General features: G+C 71.6%; 19 protein-coding genes and 1 pseudogene. 10 read left to right on the forward strand and 10 right to left on the reverse strand.

Features of this window, described 5'->3' with window-relative positions; genetic code table 11:
* The 5 genes and pseudogenes from ABD329_RS43050 to ABD329_RS43070 form a co-directional block, all read right to left on the reverse strand.
* Nucleotides 1–231, reverse strand: a pseudogene (locus ABD329_RS43050) (FMN-binding protein); the annotation flags it as partial.
* A gap of 13 nt (nt 232–244) precedes the next feature.
* Nucleotides 245–1573 (reverse strand): ferredoxin reductase family protein, encoded by a 1329-nt coding sequence (locus ABD329_RS43055; protein ID WP_198279887.1) that lies wholly within the window; start codon nt 1571–1573, stop codon nt 245–247.
* A 175-nt stretch (nt 1574–1748) separates the two neighbouring features.
* Nucleotides 1749–2603 carry an endonuclease/exonuclease/phosphatase family protein gene (locus ABD329_RS43060; RefSeq protein ID WP_198279879.1) on the reverse strand — a complete coding sequence of 285 codons (855 nt, stop codon included), beginning with the start codon at nt 2601–2603 and terminating at the stop codon, nt 1749–1751.
* A gap of 113 nt (nt 2604–2716) precedes the next feature.
* Complete coding sequence (locus ABD329_RS43065) at nt 2717–2950, reverse strand: hypothetical protein (protein ID WP_198279880.1); 234 nt, start codon at nt 2948–2950, stop codon at nt 2717–2719.
* Nucleotides 2951–3029: 79 nt separating this feature from the next.
* Nucleotides 3030–3746, reverse strand: a complete 717-nt coding sequence (locus ABD329_RS43070; protein ID WP_198279881.1) for an SDR family oxidoreductase — start codon at nt 3744–3746, stop codon at nt 3030–3032.
* Between the two features lie 65 nt (nt 3747–3811).
* On the opposite strand from ABD329_RS43070, the gene ABD329_RS43075 reads away from it, so the two are divergent.
* The gene (locus ABD329_RS43075; RefSeq protein ID WP_198279882.1) at nt 3812–4381 is read left to right on the forward strand and encodes a MarR family winged helix-turn-helix transcriptional regulator; all 570 of its coding nucleotides are present in this window, start codon (nt 3812–3814) and stop codon (nt 4379–4381) included.
* A 133-nt stretch (nt 4382–4514) separates the two neighbouring features.
* Here the strand turns inward: ABD329_RS43075 and ABD329_RS43080 are convergent, their stop codons facing one another.
* A complete protein-coding gene (locus ABD329_RS43080) occupies nt 4515–5057 on the reverse strand; it encodes a Uma2 family endonuclease (protein WP_198279883.1) in 543 nt (180 codons plus the stop codon).
* A 141-nt stretch (nt 5058–5198) separates the two neighbouring features.
* Here ABD329_RS43080 and ABD329_RS43085 point away from each other — a divergent pair, with 141 nt between their 5' ends.
* The 3 genes from ABD329_RS43085 (at nt 5199) to ABD329_RS43095 (ending at nt 9186) form a co-directional block, all read left to right on the forward strand.
* The gene (locus tag ABD329_RS43085) at nt 5199–6395 is read left to right on the forward strand and encodes an argininosuccinate synthase (RefSeq protein ID WP_198279884.1); all 1197 of its coding nucleotides are present in this window, start codon (nt 5199–5201) and stop codon (nt 6393–6395) included.
* A gap of 113 nt (nt 6396–6508) precedes the next feature.
* Nucleotides 6509–7939 carry an argininosuccinate lyase gene (argH, locus tag ABD329_RS43090; RefSeq protein WP_198279885.1) on the forward strand — a complete coding sequence of 477 codons (1431 nt, stop codon included), beginning with the start codon at nt 6509–6511 and terminating at the stop codon, nt 7937–7939.
* Between the two features lie 257 nt (nt 7940–8196).
* Nucleotides 8197–9186: an aldo/keto reductase gene (locus ABD329_RS43095; protein ID WP_198279886.1), complete on the forward strand. Its 990-nt coding sequence runs from the start codon at nt 8197–8199 to the stop codon at nt 9184–9186.
* Nucleotides 9187–9592: 406 nt separating this feature from the next.
* On the opposite strand, the gene ABD329_RS43100 is transcribed toward ABD329_RS43095, so the two are convergent.
* On the reverse strand, nt 9593–10399 hold the full coding sequence (locus ABD329_RS43100; protein ID WP_246618889.1) for an alpha/beta fold hydrolase: 807 nt from the start codon (nt 10397–10399) through the stop codon (nt 9593–9595).
* Between the two features lie 206 nt (nt 10400–10605).
* Nucleotides 10606–11280, reverse strand: coding sequence for a lysophospholipid acyltransferase family protein (locus tag ABD329_RS43105; RefSeq protein WP_020867138.1), 675 nt, complete (start codon nt 11278–11280; stop codon nt 10606–10608).
* A 263-nt stretch (nt 11281–11543) separates the two neighbouring features.
* Between ABD329_RS43105 and ABD329_RS43110 the strand changes: the two genes are divergently transcribed.
* From ABD329_RS43110 to ABD329_RS43120, 3 genes are all read left to right on the forward strand, one after another.
* On the forward strand, nt 11544–12707 hold the full coding sequence (locus tag ABD329_RS43110; RefSeq protein ID WP_198280131.1) for a glycerophosphodiester phosphodiesterase: 1164 nt from the start codon (nt 11544–11546) through the stop codon (nt 12705–12707).
* 153 nt (nt 12708–12860) lie between these two features.
* A complete protein-coding gene (locus tag ABD329_RS43115; RefSeq protein WP_198280132.1) occupies nt 12861–13382 on the forward strand; it encodes a sigma-70 family RNA polymerase sigma factor in 522 nt (173 codons plus the stop codon).
* 123 nt (nt 13383–13505) lie between these two features.
* A complete protein-coding gene (locus ABD329_RS43120; protein ID WP_198280133.1) occupies nt 13506–14009 on the forward strand; it encodes a GNAT family N-acetyltransferase in 504 nt (167 codons plus the stop codon).
* Nucleotides 14010–14060: 51 nt separating this feature from the next.
* Here the strand turns inward: ABD329_RS43120 and ABD329_RS43125 are convergent, their stop codons facing one another.
* Both ABD329_RS43125 and ABD329_RS43130 read right to left on the reverse strand, forming a co-directional pair.
* A complete protein-coding gene (locus tag ABD329_RS43125) occupies nt 14061–14549 on the reverse strand; it encodes a hypothetical protein (RefSeq protein WP_198280138.1) in 489 nt (162 codons plus the stop codon).
* Between the two features lie 16 nt (nt 14550–14565).
* The gene (locus ABD329_RS43130) at nt 14566–14934 is read right to left on the reverse strand and encodes a hypothetical protein (protein WP_198280134.1); all 369 of its coding nucleotides are present in this window, start codon (nt 14932–14934) and stop codon (nt 14566–14568) included.
* A 148-nt stretch (nt 14935–15082) separates the two neighbouring features.
* Here ABD329_RS43130 and ABD329_RS43135 point away from each other — a divergent pair, with 148 nt between their 5' ends.
* From ABD329_RS43135 to ABD329_RS43145, 3 genes are all read left to right on the forward strand, one after another.
* Nucleotides 15083–15730: an HAD-IA family hydrolase gene (locus tag ABD329_RS43135; protein ID WP_198280135.1), complete on the forward strand. Its 648-nt coding sequence runs from the start codon at nt 15083–15085 to the stop codon at nt 15728–15730.
* A 402-nt stretch (nt 15731–16132) separates the two neighbouring features.
* A complete protein-coding gene (locus ABD329_RS43140; RefSeq protein ID WP_198280136.1) occupies nt 16133–17188 on the forward strand; it encodes a methionine ABC transporter ATP-binding protein in 1056 nt (351 codons plus the stop codon).
* Nucleotides 17185–17973: a methionine ABC transporter permease gene (locus ABD329_RS43145; RefSeq protein ID WP_198280137.1), complete on the forward strand. Its 789-nt coding sequence runs from the start codon at nt 17185–17187 to the stop codon at nt 17971–17973. The genes ABD329_RS43140 and ABD329_RS43145 overlap by 4 nt, the downstream gene beginning before the upstream one ends.
* The last annotated feature ends 91 nt before the right edge of the window (nt 17974–18064 follow it).

The raw sequence follows: 18064 nt of genomic DNA on the forward strand, positions 1-18064 counted from the left end.
CTCATCGCCTCCCGCTCCCGCCCCCTGGCCCACACCGCCCGCCCCGGCCCCCGTGCCCGCCCCGCCCGGCGGTGCCGTGGCCGCGACCGGCGGCGCCTGCCCCGGCTGGTTCTCGGCGACGGCCTGGCCGCCCCCGGAGCCGGGCTGCTTCAGTGCGAGCAGCAGCACCACACCGGAGACGGTGGCGGCCGTTCCCACGATGATGCGGCGCAGCGGATGCTTCCTCTTCATGGCTTCACCTCGGTCACAGCTCGAAGGATTCGTGGTGGATCCGGCGATCCGGAACCCCCGCCTCACGCAGCGCCCCGTACGCGTGCTCGGCCAGGCCCGGTGGGCCGCACAGATAGACGTCGTGGTCCTCGATATCGGGGAGCAGATGGCCAAGACGCTCCGCGGTGATCTCCGGCCGGGCGCCGTCCGGGCCGTTCACCGCGTACAGCAGCCGGGCCCCGCGCTCGGTCGCGATCTGCTTCAGCTCGTTCCACAGCGCCAGGTCCTCGACGCTGCGGGCCCGGTAGAGCAGGGTGAGGTCGCTGCCCTTGCCCGGCAGCGTCTCGAACAGCGCCCGGATCGGGGTGATCCCGGCCCCGCCCGCGATCATCAGCACCTTGCCGCGGCTGCGCCGGGCCGCGGTCATCGCGCCGTACGGCCCCTCCGCCCACACCCGCGTGCCCGGCTCCAGCGAGGCCAGCCCCGTGCTGTGGCCGCCCACCGCCTTCACCGTGATCCGCAGCAGCTCCGGCCGGGGCGGCGCGGAGAGGGAGTAGGGGTGGGAGCCCCAGCGCATTCCCGGGGCCAGGAACCGCCAGCGGAAGAACTGCCCGGCCTGCGCCCCGATCCGGTGCAGCTTGCGCCCCTTGATCAGCACCGACACCACTCCGGGCGCCTCCGGTACGACGGCCTCCACCCGCATCCGGTGCCGCAGGTTCAGCCGCAGCGGCACCAGCAGCCGGTACCAGACCACCAGTGCGGTGACCGTGCCGTACAGCGCGTACCAGGCGGTCTCCGCGGTCTTGTTCCCGACGAACTCGGCGCCCGTCGCGAGCTGGTGCCAGAAGGTCAGGAATACCGCCAGATAGGTGAACAGATGCAGGTAGTACCAGACCTCGTACGGCATCCGGCGGCGCACCATCCCCGCCGAGATCAGCCCGATCACCACCAGCATCGCGGTGCCGACCACCGCCTTGATCATGTCCGGGTAGTCCATGACCACGGTGACGGACTGGTCGACGAGGCCGGTGCCGGCCTGCTCCGCGTAGCCCGCGATGATCAGCCCGACATGCGCCACGATCAGACACAGCGCGTACCGCCCGCTCAACGCGTGCCACCGAGCGACCCGGTCCGACCCCACCCGCCGCTCCAGCGCCGGAACGCGCGCCATCTGGAGGACGACGAGGGCGAGGACATAGCCGCCGAGCAGCCCGCTGAGCCGCCCGGCGTGGGTCAGCCACTGCGCGGTGCCGTCGACGTTCGGAGTGTTCTGCCACCACAGCGACAGCACCGCCGCCGCACCTGCCAGGCTGAGCAGGATCAACGGCACGGCATGCGAACGGCGAGGCTGGATGCGGCGCATGGCCTGCCGCCGCCCGGCCCGGCTGTTCAGTAGCGTCGTCACGGCCTGTCCCCTTCCCTTGGGCTCCGGCGCAAGGGAATACGGCCCCGAGCGCGGGATGACTCAAAGGCCGTCGGGATTCACAGGTTTCGGCCGAGGCTCACAGGTCCGGCTCAGGATTCACAGGTTTCGGGCGTCACCGGCGGTGGCGCGCGGGCAGCGGCAGCTCGCTCACCACCGGCAGGTGGTCCGAGGCCCCCGGGTCCGCCGTGAACACCTCGGCGGTGAGCGGGCGCAGGTCGCGGGAGGGGAGGAGGAAGTCGATCCGGGCGTGCGGGTTGACGGAGTCGTAGGTGAAGCCGTCGCCGGTGCCGGCCTGGGGCCACACATCGCCGAGCACGTCGGTCAGGGTCCGGATCTCCGGGGTGTCGGCCGTGGCGTTCAGGTCGCCGACCAGGATGGTGCGCTCGGGGGAGGAGCCGAGGAGCTCGACGATCCGGGCGGACTGCCGCTCGCGCTCCTGGCCGTCGTCGTGCTGAAGGTGCGTCACCGCGAAGTCGACGCAGGCGCCGCGCACGCCCAGCGTGGCCCGGAGCAGACCGCGCTGCTCATGGCCGGGGACGAGCGGCAGATGGGTGTTGGTCCAGGACCGGATCGGCCAGCGGGAGAGCACCGCGGTGCCGTACTGACGGCGCGGCCGGCCGGGCTCCTCCGGGTCCAGGTCGAGGTTGGCGCCGAAGGCGTACCGCATCCCCAGCCGCTCGCCCAGCCAGGCGGGCTGGTCGACGAAGCCGCTGCGCTTCCAGAACCGGTCGACCTCCTGGAGGCCGACGACGTCCACCCGCATGGCCTGGATCACCCGGGCGACGCGGTCCAGGTCGAGTACGTCGGCGGGGCTCGCGCCGTGGTGGATGTTGAACGTGGCCACGCGTAGCGGCCGCGGGCCGGTGGCGGCGGCCGCCACCCCGGACGTCCCGGCGGCCGTGACACCGAGGCCGGCCGCCGCGGCGAGGAACCGGCGGCGGCTGGGGGCAGGATTCAGGTGATTCATGGCGGTCAGCGTGCGTTCCGGTTCCGAACGCCTTCCCACGCCGCCGTGAACGGCCTTGGGCGGGTGGGAGTCGTCTGGGCCGGAGCGGTCCGCCGCCCGCGCCTCCATGGCTGTCACCGATGGTGGAACTTGATCGGGTAGGACACCGTTGAGCGCGGTTCGGGCTGCTTCTTGGTGCCCTTCCCGTCGTCTTTCTTCCCGTCGTCCCTCTCGAAGTGGACCGGGTAACGGGCGGTCTGATCGGGATTCGGCGATTTGTCGTCACGGGTGTTGCCGTCACCGTTGTTGTTGATCCACAGGACCCCGACCACGAATACGCCGAGCACCATCATCTGCTTCTTCTGCACCGGCCCCGACTCCCCCTCGGTCCGCAGCTGCGCTCCCCGCCCCGCCATGGTCTCAGCCCGGCGGCCGAATGGGCAGGTGCTACCGCGTGGTGAAGGCGCCTCCGTTGACGTGAATGGTCTGGCCGGTGATGTGCCGCGCGCCGGGCGAGGCCAGGAAGAAGGCGGTCTGCGCGATGTCCTCGACCGTGCCCGCACGCTTGTTGTGGGTCTCCGCCACGAGCGCGCCGCGGCGTTCGTCGGTCATCCCGCCCTGGAAGAAGTTCGTACCGGCGATGAAGCCCGCGGAGATGACATTGCAGGTGACGCCCTTCGGCGCGAGCTCGGCGGAGGTCGAGGCGTTCCACGCGGCCAGGGCGGCCTTCGCCGCGCCGTACGAGCCGCCCCCGCGCTCGGCGCCGATCGAGCCGATGCTGATGACGGAACTCCCGCCGGTCAGCTTCTCCCGGACCGAGGCGGTGGTCAGCACCGCGGTGAGCAGGTTCTGGGACAGGCTGCTGTGCCACTGGGCGCGCAGCGCGTCCAGGGGCGAGAGGCCGTCGGACGCCGCATCGGGCAGTCCGCCGGCCGCGTTGACCAGGACGTCCAGCTCGCCGAACCGGTCGGCGAGGGCGGCGACCCGCTCGGGGGAGCCGGCGTCACAGACGACGCCGTGCGCCCCCGTCTCCTTGGCGGTCTGTTCGACGGTGTCGGGGTGGCGGCCGGTGATGAAGACCTCCGCCTGGTCGGCGATGAACATCTCCGCGATGGCGCGGCCGATGCCGCTGGTGCCACCGGTGATGAGCACGGTCCGGCTCACAAGTCCTCCTGTACTCAGCTACGTTTAGGTCTAAACGTAACCCATGGCGACAGGAGAACGCATCCATGGTCGGCCCCGACCCCACCCCCGAAGTCCCGGAGCCCGGCGCCTATGGCGCGTCGGAGGAGCCCGGGGCCGTCCACTCCGCCGCGGACATCGCCACGGCCTGGCGGCGGGAACGCCCGGGTGCCCCCACGGAGTCGATCGAGATCGTCACCCCCATCTGGTGGCTGGGAAAGCTCTTCGCCGACGACCGCGGCCGGGCGCTGCGGGCGGCGGGGATCGACGCGGCCACCCTCGATCTGCTGTCCGTCATCCGCCGCGCCGGCCCGCCCTACGCCCTGAGCACCCGCGAGATCGCCCGCCGGACCATGGTGACCGCCGGAGCGATCTCGCAGCGCGTCGCCCGGGCCGAGCGGGACGGCCTCGTCGTGCGCAGGCCCGGGACCACCGGCCGTCGCACCGTCCTGGTGTGTCTGACGGCCGAGGGCCACGCGCTCATCGAGCGGTCCGTCGACACCGTGCTCGGCCGCGAGGCCAGGCTGGTGCGCGGCCTGTCGGACGAGGAGCGCACGGTGCTCGCCGGACTGCTGGACAGGCTGATGGCGGACGTCCGGCGGCGTACGGAGCGGTGACCTCGGCCGGCGGCGCGCCCCATGGACCCCCGTCCGGTTCAAGCTGCCGTTGTCCGGGCGGGTTCAGCTCGCGGGACACGCTCCCGCCCGACCGATGAGTTCCATCGAGCCTCGGAAGGCCCGCAGGGGTAGCTCAGTTCTTGCGCTTGAACTTGTCCGTGGGGACGGCCACTTCGCTGCCGTCCGTCAGATGGAGTGTGACGGTCTCGCCGTAGGCGTAGTCGTCACGCGAGGCATAGGTGCCGCCCTTGGGGCGGGTCAGCAGGGTGCATTGCCCTCGGAAGGGATCGATGATCAAGTAGGTCGGGATCCCGAACCGAGCGTATTGCTTCAGCTTGATCACGTAGTCGTTGTCGTCGTCCTCGGTGGAGACGATCTCCACCGCGGCCAGCACATCGTCGTAGGAGTACGGCTCCTTGGCCCCGTCTTCGAGGATCGTCACGTCCGGTACGCGGGGAGGCTCGCCGGGAAACTGGATGAGTACGTCGGACAGGAGCCGTTCCTCGGCGATGCCTGATGCCTCGGCGGCGTTCTGTACTCGGCGGATCGTCCAGCTCTGAATGTCGCTCTGCGGCGTCATGACGATCTGGCCCCCCACGACCTCGATCTTGAAGCCCTCGAACTGTGCCGCGGCGCGCTCAGCTGTTTGCCGGAGGATGTCGTCCTGGACGCTCATGCTCGCTACCTCACCTTTCGGGCACCCGGTAGCGGCATCGTAGCGCCGCCCGCCGACAGCCCGCCGCGCCCACGCTTTGACGAAACATACGGTCCAGTGCATACTCATGCAGAGAAGCGCATGGATCGTAAGGAGGCACCCGTGACCGAGCGCGTCGTACTCGCCTACTCGGGCGGCCTGGACACCTCCGTCGCCATCGGCTGGATCGCCGAGGAGACGGGTGCCGAGGTCATCGCCGTCGCCGTGGACGTCGGCCAGGGCGGTGAGGACCTCGACGTCATCCGCAAGCGCGCGCTCGCCTGCGGGGCGGTCGAGGCGGAGGTCGCGGACGCCAAGGACGAGTTCGCGGAGGAGTACTGCCTTCCGGCGATCAAGGCCAACGCGCTGTACATGGACCGGTACCCGCTGGTCTCCGCGCTGTCCCGGCCGACCATCGTCAAGCACCTGGTGGCCGCCGCCCGCAAGCACGGCGCCGGGACCGTCGCCCACGGCTGCACCGGCAAGGGCAACGACCAGGTGCGGTTCGAGGCCGGTATCTCCTCCCTCGCCCCCGATCTGACCTGCATCGCGCCGGTCCGGGACTACGCGATGACCCGGGACAGGGCGATCGCCTTCTGCGAGGCCAAGGGCCTGCCGATCGCGACCAGCAAGAAGTCCCCGTACTCGATCGACCAGAACGTCTTCGGGCGGGCCGTGGAGACCGGCTTCCTGGAGGACATCTGGAACGCGCCGATCGAGGACGTCTACGAGTACACCTCGGACCCGGCCGCTCCGCGCGAGGCCGACGAGGTGGTCATCACCTTCGACAAGGGCGTCCCCGTCGCGCTCGACGGCGAGCGCGTCACCGTGCTCCAGGCCATCCAGCGGCTGAACGAGCGGGCGGGCGCCCAGGGCGTCGGCCGGATCGACATGGTCGAGGACCGGCTGGTGGGCATCAAGTCGCGGGAGGTCTACGAGGCGCCCGGCGCCATCGCGCTGATCACCGCCCACCAGGAGCTGGAGGCCGTCACCGTCGAGCGCGAGCTGGCCCGCTACAAGCGGCAGGTCGAGCAGCGCTGGGGCGAGCTGGTCTACGACGGTCTGTGGTTCTCACCGCTCAAGCGGGCCCTGGACGGATTCATCGCCGAGGCGAACGAGCAGGTGTCCGGCGAGATCCGGATGACCCTGCACGGCGGCCGGGCCGTCGTCACCGGACGGAAGTCGCAGGCGTCGCTCTACGACTTCAACCTGGCGACCTACGACAGCGGCGACACCTTCGACCAGTCGCTGTCCAAGGGCTTCATCGAGATCTTCGGTATGTCCAGCAAGATCGCCGCGAAGCGGGATCTCCAGCAGTAGCCTGCCTACCAGCGTCAAGCCCGCGTACCCGACGTACGCGACGCGTCACGAGCCGCCTCCCCGCCCCGCGGCGGGGAGGCGGTCGCACACCCACAGCCGACAGGAGCAACAGCGTGAGCAACGGCAACAGCGGCGACGTCCGGCTCTGGGGCGGCCGCTTCGCCGACGGCCCGGCCGAGGCACTGGAGAAGCTCAGCGCCTCCGTGCACTTCGACTGGCGCCTGGCGCCGTACGACATCGCCGGATCCCGCGCCCACGCCCGGGTGCTGCACACGGCGGGGCTGCTCACCGCCGATGAGCTGGAGCGGATGCTGGCGGGCCTGGACCGGCTGGAGGCCGATGTCGCCTCCGGCGACTTCACCGGCACCATCGCCGACGAGGACGTCCACACCGCCCTGGAGCGCGGACTGCTGGAGCGGCTGGGCCCGGACCTCGGCGGCAAGCTGCGGGCCGGACGGTCCCGGAACGACCAGATCGCCACCCTCTTCCGGATGTATCTGCGCGATCACGCCCGGATCGTCGGCGGGCTGATCGCCGACCTCCAGCAGGCCCTGGTGGGGCTCGCGGAGGCGCACCCGGACGTGGCGATGCCCGGCCGTACCCACCTCCAGCACGCCCAGCCGGTGCTCTTCGCCCACCATGTCCTCGCCCATGTCCAGGCGCTGTCCCGGGACGCGGAGCGGCTGCGGCAGTGGGACGAGCGCACCGCCGTCTCGCCGTACGGCTCCGGCGCGCTGGCCGGGTCCTCGCTGGGGCTCGACCCGCAGGCGGTCGCGGCCGACCTCGGCTTCGAGCGCGGCTCGTCCGCCAACTCGCTGGACGGCACGGCCTCCCGTGACTTCGTCGCCGAGTTCGCGTTCATCACCGCCATGATCGGCGTCGATCTGTCGCGGATCGCGGAGGAGATCATCCTCTGGAACACGAAGGAGTTCTCCTTCGTGACCCTCCACGACGCCTTCTCCACCGGCTCCTCGATCATGCCGCAGAAGAAGAACCCGGACATCGCGGAGCTCGCCCGCGGCAAGTCCGGCCGGCTGATCGGCAACCTCACCGGGCTGCTGGCCACGCTCAAGGCCCTGCCGCTCGCGTACAACCGCGACCTCCAGGAGGACAAGGAGCCGGTCTTCGACTCCTGCGACCAGCTGGAGGTGCTGCTCCCGGCCTTCACCGGGATGATGGCCACGCTGACCGTCAACCGCGAGCGCATGGAGGAGCTGGCCCCGGCCGGGTTCTCGCTGGCCACCGACATCGCCGAATGGCTGGTGCGGCAGGGTGTGCCGTTCCGCGTGGCACACGAGGTCGCGGGGGAATGCGTCAAGGAGTGCGAGCGGACGGGCATCGAACTCGACCAGCTCACCGATGAGCAGTTCGCCAAGATCTCGCCGCATCTGACGCCCGAGGTCCGCGGCGTCCTCAACGTGCAGGGCGCGCTGGCCGCGCGCGGCGGCCGCGGCGGCACCGCCCCGGTGGCGGTGCGGGCCCAGCTCGCGGAGGTCAAGGAGGATCTGGCCGCTCAGTACGCGTGGGCGGGCGCCAAGCGCTGAGAGCCTGTGTCATATCCCCGGCCGGGCGTGCGGCGCCTGGCACGCTCCCCCAGCTACCGCTGGGAGGTACCCCCTCTCGCGGCGTTGCCGAAACGCCCATGTGGCTCCGCTACGAGGGCGCTCCGGCGCCTTGCGATCGCACGCTCCCCCAGCTACCGCTGGGAGGTACCCCCCTGACGCCGCACGCTGATCCGGCCGGGGATATGACACAGGCTCTGACAGCGACGGACCGAAAGGGAGAGGTGGGGACGCGGAGTATGGGTGTCGAACGTCTCACGGAGATCGCGGCCCCCGGGGCGGGGGTGGCCCGGATCGGGCTCGGCCTGGCCGCGGTCGGCCGCCCCGCCTACATCAACCTCGGCCGGGACCGTGACCTCCCGGCCGAGCGCCCGGTCGAGGTGATGCGGCGGCGCAGCCATGAGCTGCTAGACGCCGCGTACGCCGCCGGGGTGCGCTATCTGGACGCGGCGCGCTCCTACGGCCGGGCCGAGGAGTTCCTCGCCGACTGGCTGCTGGCGCGCCCGGACGCCGCCGGGGACGTGGTCGTCGGCTCCAAGTGGGGCTATACGTATGTCGCCGAGTGGCGTACGGACGCCGAGACCCACGAGGTCAAGGACCATGGCGTCGAGACCTTCGAGCGTCAGCGCGAGCTGACCGACGCGCTGCTCGGTGACCGGCTGGACCTCTACCAGATCCACTCGGTGACCCCCGAGAGCCCGGCCCTCACCGACCCCGGACTGCACGCGCGGCTGGCGGGACTGGCCGCGGAGGGCGTGACGGTCGGCGTGTCCACCAGCGGTCCGCGCCAGGCCGAGGCGATCCGCGCCGCGCTGGCCGTGGAGGTGGACGGCCGGCCGCTCTTCCGTACCGTCCAGTCCACCTACAACCTGCTGGAGCCGTCGGCCGGGGCGGCGCTGGCCGAGGCCCATGCGGCGGGCCGGGCGGTCATCGTCAAGGAGGCCGTGGCCAACGGCCGGCTCACCGAGGCGGCCGAGCGGCTTCCGGAGCCCCTGCGCCAGGTGGCCGAGGAGACGGGCGCCACTCCGGACGCCGTCGCGCTGGCCGCGGTGCTGCACCACCCCTGGGTGACGGTCGCCCTCTCCGGCGCGGCCACGACGGACCAGCTGCGGTCCAACCTGGCCGCTGCGGATTTTCGCCTGGACGAGTCCGGACTGGCCCGGCTGGAGCAGCTGGCCGAGCCCCCGCAGACCTACTGGCACCACCGCTCGGGACTGCCCTGGGCGTGACGGCTCCGGCCCCGAGATGCCGTCGACGTCTGCGGCGCCGTCGTGGCTGGTCGCGCCCCGTGGCGGAGCCACATATCGATGCAGCCCCGCGCCCCTTCGGGGCGCTTCCGGCCCGGAGCGGCCACGGGGCGGAGCCCCGCCTTTCAGCCCCTCCAGGGGCACCTCCCAGCGGTAGCTGGGGGAGTTTGAGGAGCGGGGTCTGGGACGGTGCCGCACCGTCCAGCCCCTCCGGCGTTTGAGGAGCGGGGTCTGGGACGGTGCCGTACCTTCCAGCCCCTCCGGCGTTTGAGGAGCGGGGTCTGGGGCGGAGCCCCAGTTGAGGGAAGGGGCGGGGAGGGGGAAGCACCGATAGGCGGCTCCGCCGCGTGGCCCGCCGCAGGCGTACGCGTACCGCCGGACAACACACCTAGAGCAGGCTCAGGAACGAACGGACCGCTCGCGTGTACGGCCGGGGCGCGTCGTCATGGATCCAGTGACCGCACCCGGCGAACTCGCGGAGCCGCGTGTTGGGGCGGCGGGTGGCCATCTCGTGGGCGTGGCCCGGCGGCAGCAGCGAGCTGTGCTCGCCGCGCATCAGCAGCGCGGGGCAGGACGAGCCCAGCCAGTCGTCCCAGAAGTCACCGCACATCGCCTGCTGTGACGCCATCATGTGGCTGGGTTCGAACAGCAGCCGCCAGCCGCCCGTTTGCGGGTCCGGCTCGGCGCTGTCCAGGAAGTACGACGCGTCCGGAATGCCCCGGGACTCGATGGCGGCGCGCAGCTTCTCCCGGTCCACGGCCCAGGTCGGCCACCCGGAGACATCGAGCACCGGATGGCTGACCACCGGACGGTCCGTCACCGCGCCGATGTCCTCGACGACGAGCGCGCTCACCAGGTCCGGATGGCGGGCGGCCAGCGCGTAGGCGCCGACCGCGCCGGTGGAGTGGGCGACGACCGGGACCGGGCCGAGGTCCAGCTCCCGCAGCAGCGCGGCGGCGTCGGCCACGTACTCGTCCAGCGTGAACGGGCCACCGCCGCCGGTCAGCCCGTGCCCCCGCTGATCGAGGGCGATCACCCGCCGTTCGGGGGCGAGCGCGGCGGCCAGCGGCGCGTACATCCGGCCCCGGCCGAAGTGGCCGTGCAGGGCCAGGACCGGGTCGCCCGGCCCGCCGAAATCGGTCACGGCGAACCGCCGACCGCGCAGCATCACGAAGTCGGGGGAGGGCACGGTCATCGTGGTCACCCGCGGCACCATAGTGGCCGGGCCCGGTGGTGACCAGCGGGTAACGGAATCAGATCTTCCGGAAATCCGATGACCCGCGACACCGGCCGGGGCGTGGGCTCGCCGGAGCGCGAGGCGGCCGTCGCGCACGGACACAGAACCGCGGCGGTCCGAACACCGGACCGCCGCGGTTCGCCCGAAACGTCAGGCGTCAGCCGTTATGCGGCCGACTTCGCCTTCGTGGCGTAGATGTCCACGTACTCCTGCCCCGACAGCCGCATGACCTCGCTCATCACCTCGTCGGTCACGGCCCGCAGCACATAGCGGTCGCGGTCCATGCCCTCGTAGCGGGTGAACTCCAGCGGCTCGCCGAAGCGGACCTCGACCTTGCCCGGCCGCGGCAGCCCCTTGCCGCCCGGCTGGATCCGGTCCGTCCCGATCATCGCGAACGGCACCACGGGCGCGCCGGTCATCAGCGCGAGGCGGGCGATACCGGTGCGGCCGCGGTAGAGGCGGCCGTCGGGGGAGCGGGTGCCCTCGGGGTAGATGCCGAAGACCCTGCCCTCCTCCAGCACCCGGCGCCCCGTCATCAGCGCCGCCACACCGCCGCGTCCGCCGTCCCGGTCCACCGGGATCATGCCGACGCCGGTGAAGAACCAGGCCATCAGCCGGCCCTTGAGGCCCTTGCCCGTGACGTACTCGTCCTTGCCGATGAAGAAGACCTGACGGTCACAGACCAGCGGCAGGATCATCGAGTCGATGAAGGTGAGATGGTTCCCGGCGAGGATCACCGGGCCCGAGCCCGGAATGCCCTCTGCCCCCTCGACCCGTGGGCGGAACATCAGGCGCATCAGCGGACCGAGTACTGCCTTCAGAAACGCGAATCGGGACACGGGCCCTCCGGTCGGGGTCAAGGTCTGGGACGCAACCGTGTACGGTCCGTCAACCTCGTACCGCACCCGGGCGCCGATAGAGGACGATACTCGCCGGTCGCACTCCGGCGCACACCAGGTTCACCCACCTGGTACGCGGTGTTGACCCCCGTTCCCCACGCGTTTCGCCCGATGTCTCCCGTAGGAAAGCCGCCCACGCCTACCATCAGGCCGTTCTCTGACGGGATTTGACAGGTGTTGAACACCACATCAAGGAGTGCTGCATGGAGCGGGAGCAGAAGCCCGGACGGCGCGCCCTGCTGGGGGCCGCGGCCCTCGGTGCGGGAGCGATGGCGCTGAGCGGTGCGGGCACGGCGACGGCCGCGGAGCCGCAGGCCGCGCCGGGCGCGGCCGCGGGAACGTCCGGCCGGGGCCACGGGCTGCCGGTTCCCACCGTGATCGGCCACCGCGGCGCCAGCGGCTACCGGCCCGAGCACACTTTCGGCTCGTACCAGCTCGCCCTGGACATGGGCGCGGACATCATCGAGCAGGACCTGGTCCCCACCAAGGACGGCCATCTGGTCTGCCGCCACGAGAACGACATCACGGCCACCACGGATGTCTCCGCCCACCCGGAGTTCGCCGACCGCAAGACCACCAAGACGGTCGACGGCACCAAGCTCACCGGCTGGTTCACCGAGGACTTCACCCTCGCCGAGCTGAAGACGCTGCGCGCCAAGGAGCGCATCCCGGGCAACCGCCAGCGCAACACCCTCTACGACGGCCGCTGGGAGGTGCCCACCTTCGAAGAGGTGCTCCAGTGGGCCGAGCGCGAGGGCCGCAAGCGGGGCCGGAAGGTCTGGCTCTACGTGGAGACCAAGCACCCCACCTACTTCCGCAAGCTCGGCCTCGGTCTCGAGGAGCGGGTGGCCAAGCTGCTCCGCCGCTACGGCCGCCACCGCAAGGACTCGGCGCTGTTCCTCCAGTCCTTCGAGCCCAGCAGCATCCAGCGGCTGCGCAAGCTGGTCGACACCCCGTCGGTCGTGCTGCTGTCCACCATGACCAGCCGCCCGTGGGACTTCGTCGAGGCGAACGACCCGCGGACGGTCGCGGACCTGGTCAAGCCCGAGGGGCTCAAGTGGATCGCGAGCTACGCCCAGGGCATCGGCCCCGATCTGTCGGTCATCATCCCCCGGACGCCGGACGGCAAGCTGGGTACGCCGACCAGCGTGGTGAAGGACGCGCACGCGGCGGGGCTGATCCTGCACCCGTACACCATGCGCAACGAGAACACCTTCCTCCCGGCCGACTTCCGCCGCGGCAGCGACCCCAACGCCTACGGTGACGCTTTCGGGGCGTTCAAGGCATACTTCGCGACCGGAATCGACGGAATCTTCTCCGACAACGCGGACACCGCGCTGCTCGCCGCGGCGGACTTCCGCAAGTGATCCGCTCGGCGGAGCCGGTAAGGCGAGTGATCCGTCCGTGAGAGGCGGCGGCGGGGCGCGCGAGCGTCAAGGCGCGGCCCCGCCGCTTCCCCGGTCGGGTGAGACCGCGGTCGCCCGGCAACCACCCCACGACCGGCCCTCGTCCCGCCCGGCATGGACCTTGTGAAGCAGCTGGGCCCGCTGCTGGCCGCCGAAGCCGCGGCCGAGGCACACGGCGTCGGCGTCGAGCCCGCCGAACTCGAACAGGCCGTCTGGCTACGGCTGCTGGAACGCACCCGGGACACCGGACCGCCGCCCCACCCCGCCCGCTGGCTGCGCTGCGCCGTACGGGCCGAGGTGCGCGGGGCCAGGCGCCGGGCGCGCCGCGAGGTGCCGTACGACCCGGTGGCCGGCGGCCCGCCCAGCGGCCCCGAGCCGCGCCCGGCCGAACACGCCGTGCTGGCCGCGGAGACCCGCCGGACGCTGCGCGCGGCGGTGCGGCGGCTGCCCGGGCGATGCCCCGCGCTGCTCGCGGCGATGCTCTCCCGCACCGATCCGACGTATCGCGAAATCGCCGGTCAGTTGGGAATGTCACAGGGCAGTCTGGGGCCGGTACGTTCCCGATGTCTGGGTTGCCTGCGCAGAATGCTCACGGCGGAGGTTGCGGCTCCTGAACCATGGGGAAAGGAGCGATAGACAACCGGCGCCTCGGAGGCGGACGCCGACCACGCGGCGCCTCCACCCAGGCCATGAACCCCCGGTCGCACTCCCACCCTCACCGCGGCCGGTGGACTGACGACATAGGGGAGGCATGCGCACATGGGCATGAGCGTGACCATCTCCGCGGCGACCGCGGACGACGCCGAGCAGATCCTGAAGCTCCAGTATCTGTGCTACCAGGCCGAGGCGGAGCTCTACGGCGACTATTCGATCGAACCCCTGACGCAGTCGCTCGACGACCTGCGCGCCGAACTGAGCGAGGGCTGTGTGCTCGTCGCCTGGCTCGGCGCGGAGGTCGTCGGCTCGGTCCGCGGAGTCGTCGACGACAAGGGGACCGCCGCCATCGCCAAGCTGATCGTCCACCCCCGGATGCAGCGGCACGGCCTGGGCGGACGGCTGCTCGCGGCGATCGAGGAGCGGCTCTCCGAGGAGCGGGCCGCCAAGCGGTACCGCCTGTTCACCGGCCACCGCAGCGAGGGCAATCTGCGGCTGTACCGCCGCTACGGCTACGCGCAGGTGGGCACCGAGGAGGTCAACCGCAGGCTGAGCCTGGTCACCCTGGAGAAGGACGCCACGGCCACGGCGTACGCCGCCAGCGCCTGACGCGGTCGACCGCCGGACGGGCTGACAGCCCAGCCCGTCCGGCAACCGAAGTCAGCCTCGCCGGGACCGTCGCAGCCACAGCAGGCCCGTGACCGGCAGGAAGATCGGGATGAACAGATAGCCCATCCCGTAGTCGGACCACACCGTCTGGTCCGGGAAGGCCGACGGATCGGCGAGGGTCCAGGTGCCCACGGTCAGCACCCCCAGCAGCTCCAGCGCACAGCAGACCATCGCCGCCTTACGGGCGCCCTCGCCGCCGCGCACCAGCGAGACCGTGATGAACGCGTACACCGCGGCGGAGACCGCCGAGAGGATGTAGGCGAGCGGGGCCTCCTGGTACTGCGCGATCAGCTGGTAGATCGAGCGGGACGCGGCGGCCACCGTGAAGACCCCGTAGAGCATCACCAGCAGCCGCCCCGGCCCCTGGCCGAGCCCGGTGCGCGCGGCGGACTCCGGTTTCCCGGCCGCCTTCTCGGCTTCCCCGGTCGCCTTCCCGGTCGCCTGCTCGGCCGCTTCCCCGGCCGCCGAGTCCTCGGTCATCGACGCCTCCCGTGATTCAGCCACCGACGCCTCCCCAGATGTCGTAGAGCCGCACCTCGAGCACGGCCAGCACCACGGCCGCCGCGGAGACCGTCGCCGACCCCCAGCGGGTCCGCTCCGTCAGCGACATGAAAGCCGCGATCGGCACCGCGAGCGCCGAGCCGATGAGATACGCCACGAAGATGGCCACACCCTGCTGGGGGTCGGCCCCGCCCGCCAGCCGCACCACTCCTATGCCCAGCTGCACGATCGCCAGCAGGGCCACCACGGCCATGCCGATGAAGTGCCAGTCCTTGGTCGGCTGGTCCCGGTAGGCGGCGAAGCCGCACCACGCGGCGAGGAGGAGCGCGGTCACGCCGAGCGCGACCGTCAGCGCGTCGATCAACGGGACCTCCGCGCGGTGTGGCGGCGCACCCGACGGCGGCGCACACAGGGAGTGACAAGCATGGGACGAGGGTAATCGGCCCGGCCCACCGCACTGCGCTCGGCCCCGCGCCCGAGGGCCTCCGCCACCCCCACGTACGCTGCGGCTCATGAAGATCTCCGCTGACGCGCTGTTGTTCGACAACGACGGAACCCTCGTCTCCTCCCTGGACTCGGTGCATCGCTGCTGGACCCGCTGGGCCGAGGAGCAGGGGATCGCGGCGGAGGACTTCGCCCGGGTCGAGCTGCACGGCCGCCCGGCCGACGACATCATCGCCGACCTGCTCCCCGCCGATCGCGCCGCGCGGGCCCGGGCGCGCATCGACGAGCTGGAGCTGGCGGACGTACCGGGCGGGGTGAAGCTGCTCCCCGGCACCGCCGAGCTGCTGGCCGGGCTGCCCGCCGGGCGCTGGGCCGTGGTCACCTCCGCCAACCGCGAGCTGGCCGAGGCCCGCCTGGCGGAGGTGGCGATCCGTCCGGGGACGCTGATCAGCGCCGATGACATCACCCGTGGCAAGCCCCACCCCGAGCCGTTCCTGCTGGCCGCCGAGCGGCTCGGAGTCGACCCGGCGCGCTGTGTGGTCTTCGAGGACGCCCCGGCCGGGCTCGCGGCGGGCCGCGCGGCCGGGATGCGGACCGTGGCATTGGCCACAACGACCGACCGGGCCGAGCTGGTCGCCGATGTCGTGGTCGAGGACCTGTCGGCCGTGTCCGCACAGGTCTCCCACGGGGGAGTGGAGATCACCTGCCGGGTCTGAACCGGGCTCCGGCCACCCCGCCGACTGTCCACGGACCGAGCAGAGCAGTCCGTTATACGGACACCCTTGATGGGTCCCCGCCGGTGTCTGTTTTACTTGCAGCCATGACCACGACGAGCTGCCGCACCCCTGCGACCGAGGCGATCCCCGCGCCCGGTGCTCGTTGTCGGTGTCGAATGTGTGACCGCTGAGGGCCCCTGTCCGAGCCTCGCGCCCCGAAGCGAGACCCGCTGAGCCGGATCCGTGCGCCCATCGCGCCGGACCGCGCCGCCCCGCGTCACCGGAACCCGAACCCCGCCCACACACCGGGCATGCCCTCGGGTCCACCCTGCCGCGTTCCGAAATGAACGAGCCGTGCCCGGCGGCACCAACCGCCGTGCACTCAACAGTGACGGAAACCCTGTGATCACCACCACGGACCTGACCAAGGTCTACCGCTCACGAGGCCGCGAGGTCACCGCCCTCGACGGCGTCGATCTGCATGTCCGCGAGGGTGAGGTGTACGGCGTCGTCGGCCAGAGCGGCGCCGGGAAGTCCACCCTCATCCGCTGTGTCAACCTCCTGGAGCGCCCCACCTCCGGCACGGTCAGCGTGGCCGGCCAGGACCTGACCGCACTGGCCGGGCGCGGCCACCGGGCCGGGTCCGCGCTGCGCCAGGCCCGCAGCCGCGTCGGCATGGTGTTCCAGCACTTCAACCTGCTCTCCTCGCGCACCGTGCGGGACAACGTCGAGCTGCCCCTGGAGATCCTCGGCGTCTCCGGCAAGGAGCGCACCCGCAAGGCTTTGGAGCTGCTGGAGCTGGTGGGCCTCGCCGACAAGGCGAAGGCGTACCCCGCACAGCTCTCCGGCGGCCAGAAGCAGCGCGTCGGCATCGCCCGCGCGCTCGCCGGCGACCCCAAGGTGCTGCTCTCGGACGAGGCGACCTCCGCGCTCGACCCCGAGACCACCCGCTCGATCCTCCAGCTGCTGCGCGACCTCAATGAGCAGCTGGGCCTGACCGTGCTGCTCATCACCCACGAGATGGAGGTCGTCAAGACGATCTGCGACTCGGCCGCGCTGATGCGCGACGGGCGGATCGTGGAGTCCGGCAAGGTCAGCGAGTTGCTGGCCACGCCCGGCTCCGAGCTGGCCCAGGAGCTCTTCCCGGTCGGCGGGGTGCCCTCGGGCGAGGACCGCACGGTCGTGGACGTCACCTTCCAGGGCGAGGCGGCCACCAAGCCGGTCATCTCCCAGCTGTCCCGTACGTACAACATCGACATCTCGATCCTCGGCGCCGCCATGGACACCGTCGGCGGCCACCAGGTCGGGCGGATGCGGATCGAGCTGCCCGGCCGGTTCGAGGAGAACGTCGTGCCGATCGGCTTCCTGCGGGAGCAGGGCCTCCAGGTCGATGTGGCGGCCATCGCCGACGGCCCGCGCGCGAACCCGACCCCGCTCCTCAAGGAGGGCGCCAAGTGACCTGGTCCGAGATGGAGCCCCTGCTGGAGCAGGCGTGTTGGGACACCCTCTACATGGTGGGCTGGTCGGCGCTGATCGCCGTCGGCGGCGGACTGCCGCTGGGCGTGCTGCTGGTCCTCACCGACCGTGGCGGAGTGCTCCAGAACGTCGTGGTGAACAAGGTCGTCGGGCAGGTCGTCAACATCGCCCGCTCGATGCCGTTCATCATCCTGATGGTCGCCCTGATCTCCTTCACCCGCGCGATCGTCGGCACCACCATCGGCCCCGAGGCCGCCATCGTGCCCCTGGCCATCGGCGCCATCCCCTTCTACGCCCGGCTCGTGGAGACCTCGGTGCGCGAGGTGGACGGCGGGCTGGTGGAGGCCGTGCAGTCGATGGGCGGCTCCACCTGGACGGTCGTCCGCAAGGTGCTGCTGCCCGAGTCGCTGCCATCGCTGATCTCCAGCGCGACCACTACGATCGTCGCGCTCATCGGCTACTCCGCGATGGCCGGCACGGTCGGCGCCGGAGGCCTCGGTGACCTCGCCGTCCGCTACGGCTATCTGCGGTTCGAGACCAAGCTGATGTGGATCACCGTCGCCATCCTCGCGGTGGTCATCGCCATCATCCAGTTCGCGGGCGACCTCGCCGCCCGCGGCCTGTCGCACCGCGGCCGCTCCTCGGTAGCCCCGCGGCTGGTGCTGCTGCGCGGCGGCGCGTCCCGGGCCGGGAAGCCCGCCCCGGCGCCGGAGCGGCGGGCCGAGCCCGCCGAGATCGAGACCGTGGAGCCCACCAAGGTCCCCTGAGCCCCCCACACCCCGCACCCCCGTACCACCCCGCTCGTACTCCGCGTCCGCACCCGCGGCGGATTCGTGCGCCCTCGAAGAAAGGCACTTT

It is taken from the genome of Streptomyces javensis (assembly GCF_039525925.1).
Taxonomy (GTDB): Bacteria; Actinomycetota; Actinomycetes; order Streptomycetales; family Streptomycetaceae; genus Streptomyces; species Streptomyces asiaticus.

Bases quoted from the DNA above. Each gene is read 5' to 3' on its own strand.
- ABD329_RS43055 (WP_198279887.1), bottom strand. From the start codon at position 1,573: ATGCGCCGCATCCAGCCTCGCCGTTCGCATGCCGTGCCGTTGATCCTG.
- ABD329_RS43060 (WP_198279879.1), bottom strand. From the start codon at position 2,603: ATGAATCACCTGAATCCTGCCCCCAGCCGCCGCCGGTTCCTCGCCGCG.
- ABD329_RS43075 (WP_198279882.1), top strand. From the start codon at position 3,812: ATGGTCGGCCCCGACCCCACCCCCGAAGTCCCGGAGCCCGGCGCCTAT.
- ABD329_RS43080 (WP_198279883.1), bottom strand. From the start codon at position 5,057: ATGAGCGTCCAGGACGACATCCTCCGGCAAACAGCTGAGCGCGCCGCG.
- ABD329_RS43095 (WP_198279886.1), top strand. From the start codon at position 8,197: ATGGGTGTCGAACGTCTCACGGAGATCGCGGCCCCCGGGGCGGGGGTG.
- ABD329_RS43100 (WP_246618889.1), bottom strand. From the start codon at position 10,399: ATGACCGTGCCCTCCCCCGACTTCGTGATGCTGCGCGGTCGGCGGTTC.
- ABD329_RS43110 (WP_198280131.1), top strand. From the start codon at position 11,544: ATGGAGCGGGAGCAGAAGCCCGGACGGCGCGCCCTGCTGGGGGCCGCG.
- ABD329_RS43115 (WP_198280132.1), top strand. From the start codon at position 12,861: ATGGACCTTGTGAAGCAGCTGGGCCCGCTGCTGGCCGCCGAAGCCGCG.
- ABD329_RS43120 (WP_198280133.1), top strand. From the start codon at position 13,506: ATGGGCATGAGCGTGACCATCTCCGCGGCGACCGCGGACGACGCCGAG.
- ABD329_RS43125 (WP_198280138.1), bottom strand. From the start codon at position 14,549: ATGACCGAGGACTCGGCGGCCGGGGAAGCGGCCGAGCAGGCGACCGGG.
- ABD329_RS43135 (WP_198280135.1), top strand. From the start codon at position 15,083: ATGAAGATCTCCGCTGACGCGCTGTTGTTCGACAACGACGGAACCCTC.